General features: G+C 56.2%; 8 protein-coding genes. 2 read left to right on the top strand and 6 right to left on the bottom strand.

The features are described from left to right. Window positions 1-32: 32 nt before the first annotated feature. Window positions 33-401 (bottom strand): XRE family transcriptional regulator, encoded by a 369-nt coding sequence (locus tag ACVBEF_RS20210; protein ID WP_447125709.1) that lies wholly within the window; start codon window positions 399-401, stop codon window positions 33-35. Between the two features lie 269 nt (window positions 402-670). On the opposite strand from ACVBEF_RS20210, the gene ACVBEF_RS20205 reads away from it, so the two are divergent. Both ACVBEF_RS20205 and ACVBEF_RS20200 read left to right on the top strand, forming a co-directional pair. After that, entirely contained in the window at window positions 671-1,918 is a 1,248-nt protein-coding gene (locus ACVBEF_RS20205) for an MFS transporter (RefSeq protein WP_447125708.1), read from the top strand. 104 nt (window positions 1,919-2,022) lie between these two features. Then, the gene (locus ACVBEF_RS20200) at window positions 2,023-2,559 is read left to right on the top strand and encodes a Dps family protein (protein WP_447125707.1); all 537 of its coding nucleotides are present in this window, start codon (window positions 2,023-2,025) and stop codon (window positions 2,557-2,559) included. A 66-nt stretch (window positions 2,560-2,625) separates the two neighbouring features. Here the strand turns inward: ACVBEF_RS20200 and thiE are convergent, their stop codons facing one another. The 5 genes from thiE to ACVBEF_RS20175 all read right to left on the bottom strand — a co-directional run. Then, entirely contained in the window at window positions 2,626-3,234 is a 609-nt protein-coding gene (gene thiE / locus ACVBEF_RS20195; protein WP_447125710.1) for a thiamine phosphate synthase, read from the bottom strand. A gap of 11 nt (window positions 3,235-3,245) precedes the next feature. Next, the gene (gene thiD, locus ACVBEF_RS20190) at window positions 3,246-4,070 is read right to left on the bottom strand and encodes a bifunctional hydroxymethylpyrimidine kinase/phosphomethylpyrimidine kinase (protein WP_447125706.1); all 825 of its coding nucleotides are present in this window, start codon (window positions 4,068-4,070) and stop codon (window positions 3,246-3,248) included. Continuing rightward, on the bottom strand, window positions 4,067-4,876 hold the full coding sequence (locus ACVBEF_RS20185) for a thiazole synthase (protein ID WP_447125705.1): 810 nt from the start codon (window positions 4,874-4,876) through the stop codon (window positions 4,067-4,069). Before ACVBEF_RS20185 ends, thiD begins: the two co-directional genes overlap by 4 nt. A gap of 65 nt (window positions 4,877-4,941) precedes the next feature. Continuing rightward, a complete protein-coding gene (gene thiS / locus ACVBEF_RS20180; protein ID WP_447125704.1) occupies window positions 4,942-5,142 on the bottom strand; it encodes a sulfur carrier protein ThiS in 201 nt (66 codons plus the stop codon). 8 nt (window positions 5,143-5,150) lie between these two features. Beyond that, a partial coding sequence (locus ACVBEF_RS20175) for a phosphomethylpyrimidine synthase ThiC (protein WP_447125703.1) occupies window positions 5,151-5,985 on the bottom strand: 835 nt, incomplete at its 5' end.

Below are 5,985 nucleotides of genomic sequence, written 5' to 3'. Positions count from 1 at the left end.
GCAGTCGGTGATAGCTTCTCTAAGCGCCCGGTTCATCGAGCACGAATCGATGCGCTGATGCGTACTTCTGCAGAGGCCCGGGCGCGCGTGCGACCCAGCTCAACAGCCTCACGGACATCCATTTCGATGGCACCCTGATCGTGTTCAGGCGAGGCCAGATTTCCCAGCGCGCCGTCGCGCTTGATGAGCCAGAGCGCGGTGGCGACGATGCCGACGCCAACAGCAGGGTCACCGGCTTCTAGCCGCTGCAGCGTCGGCACAGAAACCCCCATGCGTTTAGCCCAGGTTTTCAATGACTCCTTGCGGCGCAAGCGGGCGACAGCAAGGTCGGCACCCAGCTTTTCGATGGCGGCAGCAGTTGCTGGCGGGAGTTGCAAAAGGGCACGGGAGGTTTTTGGCATACATATAGAGTATGATTAAATACCTAAATCTGTCAATATCTATATTCACGTATGCCGATCAACCGTGTAGTCTAAGCACTTGCGCGTCTGCCAGCGTGGCGTGCGATAAAGGCAAAAACTGCGCGTCATCGACATCAACTGCTACCGGTTTACGCCTTCAGTTCCACACGCGGCAAGCAACGATTCGCCCTGAAGCGTAAAATGCTGCACCGCATTACGGTTCCCCGGCCCTCTCAACTCCTTCACGTTGTCTACGTTAGTTATCCACCATGCCCGAACAAGCCCGTCTGAAACGCGTTGTCCCGCCCGAGTCTCCATCGGCGCCGCAGCCGCTTCAACAGAGCGCCGTCACTTTTCATATCCTCTCGACTTCTTTTCTCACTTTTCTCTGCTACTTAAGCATCGGTCTGCCGTTAGCCGTATTACCCGGGTATGTCCACACCGATCTAGGCTACAGCTCAGTGATGGCTGGCCTTGCGATCAGCGTGCAATATCTCGCGACGATGCTAAGCCGCCCACGCGCGGGGATCATTGCGGACTCGGTCGGCCCCAAAATATCCGTACTGTACGGTTTGATCGGCTGCGCGATCAGTGGTGCCATCCTGATTGTCGCCGCACTCTTGAGCGCTGTTCCGTGGCTCAGCCTGTGTGTATTAATGCTCAGTCGACTCATTCTTGGCTGTGCGGAAAGTCTGGTCGGGACCGGCGCGATTGCATGGGGTATTGGACGCGTAGGAGCGGAAAATACTGCGCGCATGATTTCCTGGAACGGTATTGCTACCTATGGCGCACTGGCCGTAGGCGCGCCGCTCGGGGTGGTCATCGTCCATGCATGGGGCTTGCCGTGGATAGGCGTCGTCATCGTCGCGTTAGGCGTCGTCGGCTATTATCTGGCGCGCCGCAAACAGGCCAGCGCGATCATCAAAGGTGAACGCCTGCCGTTTGGCAGCGTCTTGCGCCGGGTGTTGCCGCACGGCCTTGGCCTTGCTTTAGGTTCCATCGGATTCGGCTCGATCGCTACTTTTATTACGCTGTTTTATGCCAGCCATCACTGGTCGAATGCGGCCTTCGCGCTGACGCTGTTCGGTGGATTTTTTGTCGGTGCACGGCTGCTATTTTCGCCAATGATTGCCCGCTTTGGCGGCTTCCGGGTCGCCGTTGTGTGCTTTGTGGTCGAAGCGTTCGGCTTGCTGCTGCTCGGCTTCTCGATGGCCCCCTGGATGGCGCTGTCGGGCGCGGCGCTCACCGGATGTGGCTTTGCCCTCGTCTTCCCCGCGCTCGGCGTCGAAGCCGTACGCACCGTGCCGCAGCACAATCGGGGTAGCGCGTTGGGAGCTTATTCCCTGTTTCTGGACATGGCGCTGGGCATTACCGGACCATTGGCCGGATTGATCGCCACCGCCTTCGGCTATCCAGAAGTATTTTTGTTCGCGGCCCTTGCCGCTCTGGCTGGGGTTGGATTAACCGTGGTGCTGCATCGGCGCTCGGAACAAGCAATGGGGAATATATCGAATTAGTAATGCTCAGATTTCCTCAGATTTTTCTGTATTGCAAAACTGACATAAAATAGTTCGGGTAGAACATACAAGCCTCATCCAGAGTGCATACAAGGAGTAACAAAATGGCAAAAACAGTGGCAAAGACGGTCGCAAAAACAGCGACAAAGACCCCCGTAAAGAAAAGCGTCGTAGCAATCAACATCGGCATCAACGACAAAGATCGCAAAAAAATTGCCGACGGCCTCAGCACATTGCTGGCCGACACTTACACGCTGTATCTGAAAACCCATAACTTCCACTGGAATGTCACCGGCCCGATGTTCAACACATTGCACCTGATGTTTGAGGGCCAATACAACGAACTGGCACTGGCCGTCGATCTGATCGCAGAACGCATCCGTGCACTCGGTTATCCGGCACCGGGGTCGTATAGCGCGTTTGCCAAGCTATCGACTATCGCTGAAGCCGTCGGCGTGCCAAATGCCACAGAGATGATCCAGCAATTGGTAGCAGGTCAAGAGTCGGTCACCCGTACCGCCCGTTCGATCTTCCCGATCGTTGATGCGGCGTCGGATGAACCGACGGCAGATTTGCTCACGCAACGCATGCAATTGCATGAAAAAAATGCGTGGATGTTGCGTAGTTTGCTCGAAGGCTGATTTAAGAATTTGAGGTAAAAAAACGGCGCAATTTGCGCCGTTTTTTTTACCTGCTCATGTACATGCTCAGACAAACAACGCCACAAACTCCCGCGCTGCCGCCTCTGGATCTTGCGCCAGATACACGCTGCTAATGGCCGCCACCATATCTGCGCCAGCGGCCACTAACGGTGCGGCATTCTGCGCCGTCATGCCACCAATAGCCACATTCGGCAAAGCGATCTCAGCCTTCGCCATCGTCAGAATCGCAGGCTGCGTCGTCACTGCATATTTCTTCACCAGCGACGGATAAAACCCACCAAACGCTACATAGCTAGCTCCAGACAGGACAGCCTGATGTGCCAGCTCCATACTGCCGTAGCAGGATGCGCCCACGATTTTGTCCGGACCGACATTGGCGCGCACTTCTGCCACGCTGGCGTCGGTGCCACCGATATGAATTCCGTCCGCATCCAGCGCCAGACACAAGGCTACGTGATCATTGATGATGAATGGTCGTTGATAGCGGCGGCACAGCGCTTGCAACTGCTCCGCCTGCTCTTGCCGCAACGCCGCGTCGGCGGTCTTATGACGATATTGCAGCAAAGCTGCACCGCCCTTTAAGGCCTGCTCGCTGACAGCCAATAACTGCGCCGTATCGTCCCAATCGGGTGTGACGATATACAGACCTTTCATGCTGACATTTTTCATCTTTGTTCCTTTAAAAACGGCCAAATCCGATTCGGAATGCGCTGCCCATCCGCAATCGCATAAGACGCCGCCAGCGTCTGCTGACAATACGTCTGCGCCGCATCAATGGCCTGCGCCATCGTCATGCCCTGCGCTAACAAGGCTGCCAGCGCCGCAGCCAGAGTACAACCGCTGCCATGGAATTCGCCCGGTAAGCGCGGCCAGCTCCAGCTGCGTTGTTGGTCCTTTTGTTGATCGGTTGAATACCATCGATTCAAGACATGATCCAGCTCCGGCCCATGCCCGCCTTTTAGTAACACATGCTGAGAACCACGCGCCAGCAATTGCAGGGCCTGTGCGTCGGGGTCCTCAATATCACCGCAGAGGCGATTGGCTTCAATCCGGTTCGGCGTAATCACGGTCGCCAACGCAAACAAGGGTGCCAACGCAGCAATCGGATCTTCCGTCGATAAGCTATCACCGCCGCCATTTGCCAACACGGGATCGAATACCACCGGCAAGTCCGGCTGCCGCAAGCGCAGATCGCGAATGATCGCCGCGATCACTTCGGCATTGGCGCGGTTTCCCACGATGCCAAGCTTGACCGCCGCAATCGGCATCCGATCCACTAATACCTGCGCTTGCTGACGGACCAGATCGGCTGCGACCGGATAGACGCCAAAGACGCGCTGGTTATCCTGCACCGTCAACACCGTGACGACTGACATGGGATGCGCACCTAATGCGGCAATCGCCGTGATGTCGGCTTGCAAACCTGCGCCGCCGCTGGGGTCGGAGCCGGAAAACACCAACACACAAGGCGGTGTGCGCTCCCGAGTCACTTAACCCGTCCCGCCATCGGCGACGAAGGCGATGCCGCAAAGCGCTTAGCAATCCGTCCCGCCAGAAACGCCTCCCGCCCCGCCTCCACCGCCAGCCGCATCGCGCGCGCCATACGCACCGGATCGCGCGCACCGGCAATCGCCGTATTCATGAGTACGCCATCGCAACCCAATTCCAGCGCAATCGCCGCATCCGACGCCGTGCCAACACCCGCATCGACTAACACCGGCACTTTGGCCTGCTCAATGATGAGCGACAAATTCCACGGATTCAAAATCCCCATGCCGGAGCCAATCAATGACGCCAGTGGCATGATGGCAACGCAGCCTATTTCTTCCAGAATCCGCGCCTGAATCGGATCGTCACTGCAATACACCATCACATCGAAACCATCTTTGACTAATATTTCTGCAGCCTTCAAGGTTTCCGGCATATTCGGAAATAAGGTTTTTTCATCGCCCAGCACTTCGAGCTTTGCCAGCTTATGACCGCCCAGTAATTCACGCCCTAATTGCAAGGTGTAGACAGCATCCTGAGCGGTATAGCAACCGGCGCTGTTGGGCAATATCGTGTAGCGCGATGGCGGCACGACGTCTAACAAACTCGGCGCATTGGGGTCTTGCCCGATATTTACACGGCGAATCGCTACCGTAATAATGTCAGCGCCGCTGGCTTCAGTGGCTTCCCGCGTTTGATCCAGATCGCGGTATTTTCCGCTGCCGACTAACAAGCGCGAGCGGTAGATTTTACCGGCGATGGTGAGGCCGGTATCTAAGCCGATATCTTGGTTATTCTTCAGATTCATGATCATTCCTTTGCTTCCTGTTTAGATAGTTGGGCAGACCGAAGGCCGCCCAACTTCAGCGATGCTTACCCGCCACCGATAGCGCGTACCAAATCGACTTTATCCTGTGGCTGCAACACCCGTTGCGCCCATAAATGCGATGGCACAACCTGACGATTCACCGCCACCGCAATGGCCTTGCCGGATAACGCCAGGTCGGCTACCAACTGTTGCAATGTCTGCGCATCGGCTAGCTGATGGGGCGCGCCGTTGAGTTCGATTTCCATCATCGGCCTCACTGTTTTTGATAGAGTTCGGCTCCGCTTTTGATGAACTCGATGGATTTGACTTCCATCCCTTTCTTCAACGCGGCGATCTCGGTGATGCCTTGCTTGGCAGCGTATTCGCGGACTTCTTGGGTGATCTTCATCGAGCAGAAATGCGGACCGCACATCGAGCAAAAATGCGCGACTTTGGCCGAATCTTTAGGCAAGGTTTCGTCATGAAATTCACGCGCTTTATCCGGGTCGAGGCCGATGTTGAACTGGTCATCCCAGCGGAATTCAAAGCGTGCTTTGGACAAAGCATTGTCACGAATCTGCGCACCGGGATGGCCCTTCGCCAAGTCGGCCACGTGGGCGGCGATTTTGTAGGTGATGATGCCGTCCTTGACGTCGGCCTTGTTCGGCAAGCCCAGATGTTCCTTCGGCGTGACGTAGCACAGCATGGCCGTGCCGTACCAACCGATGGTGGCCGCGCCGATGCCGGAGGTGATGTGATCGTAGCCGGGGGCGATGTCGGTGGTCAGCGGTCCGAGCGTATAGAACGGCGCTTCATCGCATTGCTCGAGTTGCAGATCCATGTTTTCTTTGATCAAATGCAGCGGCACATGGCCGGGGCCTTCGATCATGACTTGCACGTCGTGTTTCCAGGCGATTTGCGTGAGTTCACCCAAGGTTTTCAATTCAGCCAATTGCGCCTCGTCATTGGCGTCATAGATCGATCCCGGACGCAGGCCGTCGCCCAAACTGAACGAGACATCGTAGGCTTTCATGATCTCGCAAATGTCTTCGAAATGATCGTACAAGAACGATTCTTGATGATGCGCCAGACACCATTTGGCCATGATC

The organism is Glaciimonas sp. GG7, assembly GCF_052976905.1.
The sequence above is the reverse complement of the archived record's forward strand: the minus strand, read 5'-3'. Positions and strand labels throughout refer to the sequence as shown.

Coding starts and splice junctions, on each gene's coding strand:
- ACVBEF_RS20210 (WP_447125709.1), bottom strand. CDS start 401: ATGCCAAAAACCTCCCGTGCCCTTTTGCAACTCCCGCCAGCAACTGCT.
- thiS (WP_447125704.1), bottom strand. CDS start 5,142: ATGGAAATCGAACTCAACGGCGCGCCCCATCAGCTAGCCGATGCGCAG.
- ACVBEF_RS20185 (WP_447125705.1), bottom strand. CDS start 4,876: ATGAATCTGAAGAATAACCAAGATATCGGCTTAGATACCGGCCTCACC.
- ACVBEF_RS20200 (WP_447125707.1), top strand. CDS start 2,023: ATGGCAAAAACAGTGGCAAAGACGGTCGCAAAAACAGCGACAAAGACC.
- ACVBEF_RS20205 (WP_447125708.1), top strand. CDS start 671: ATGCCCGAACAAGCCCGTCTGAAACGCGTTGTCCCGCCCGAGTCTCCA.
- thiE (WP_447125710.1), bottom strand. CDS start 3,234: ATGAAAGGTCTGTATATCGTCACACCCGATTGGGACGATACGGCGCAG.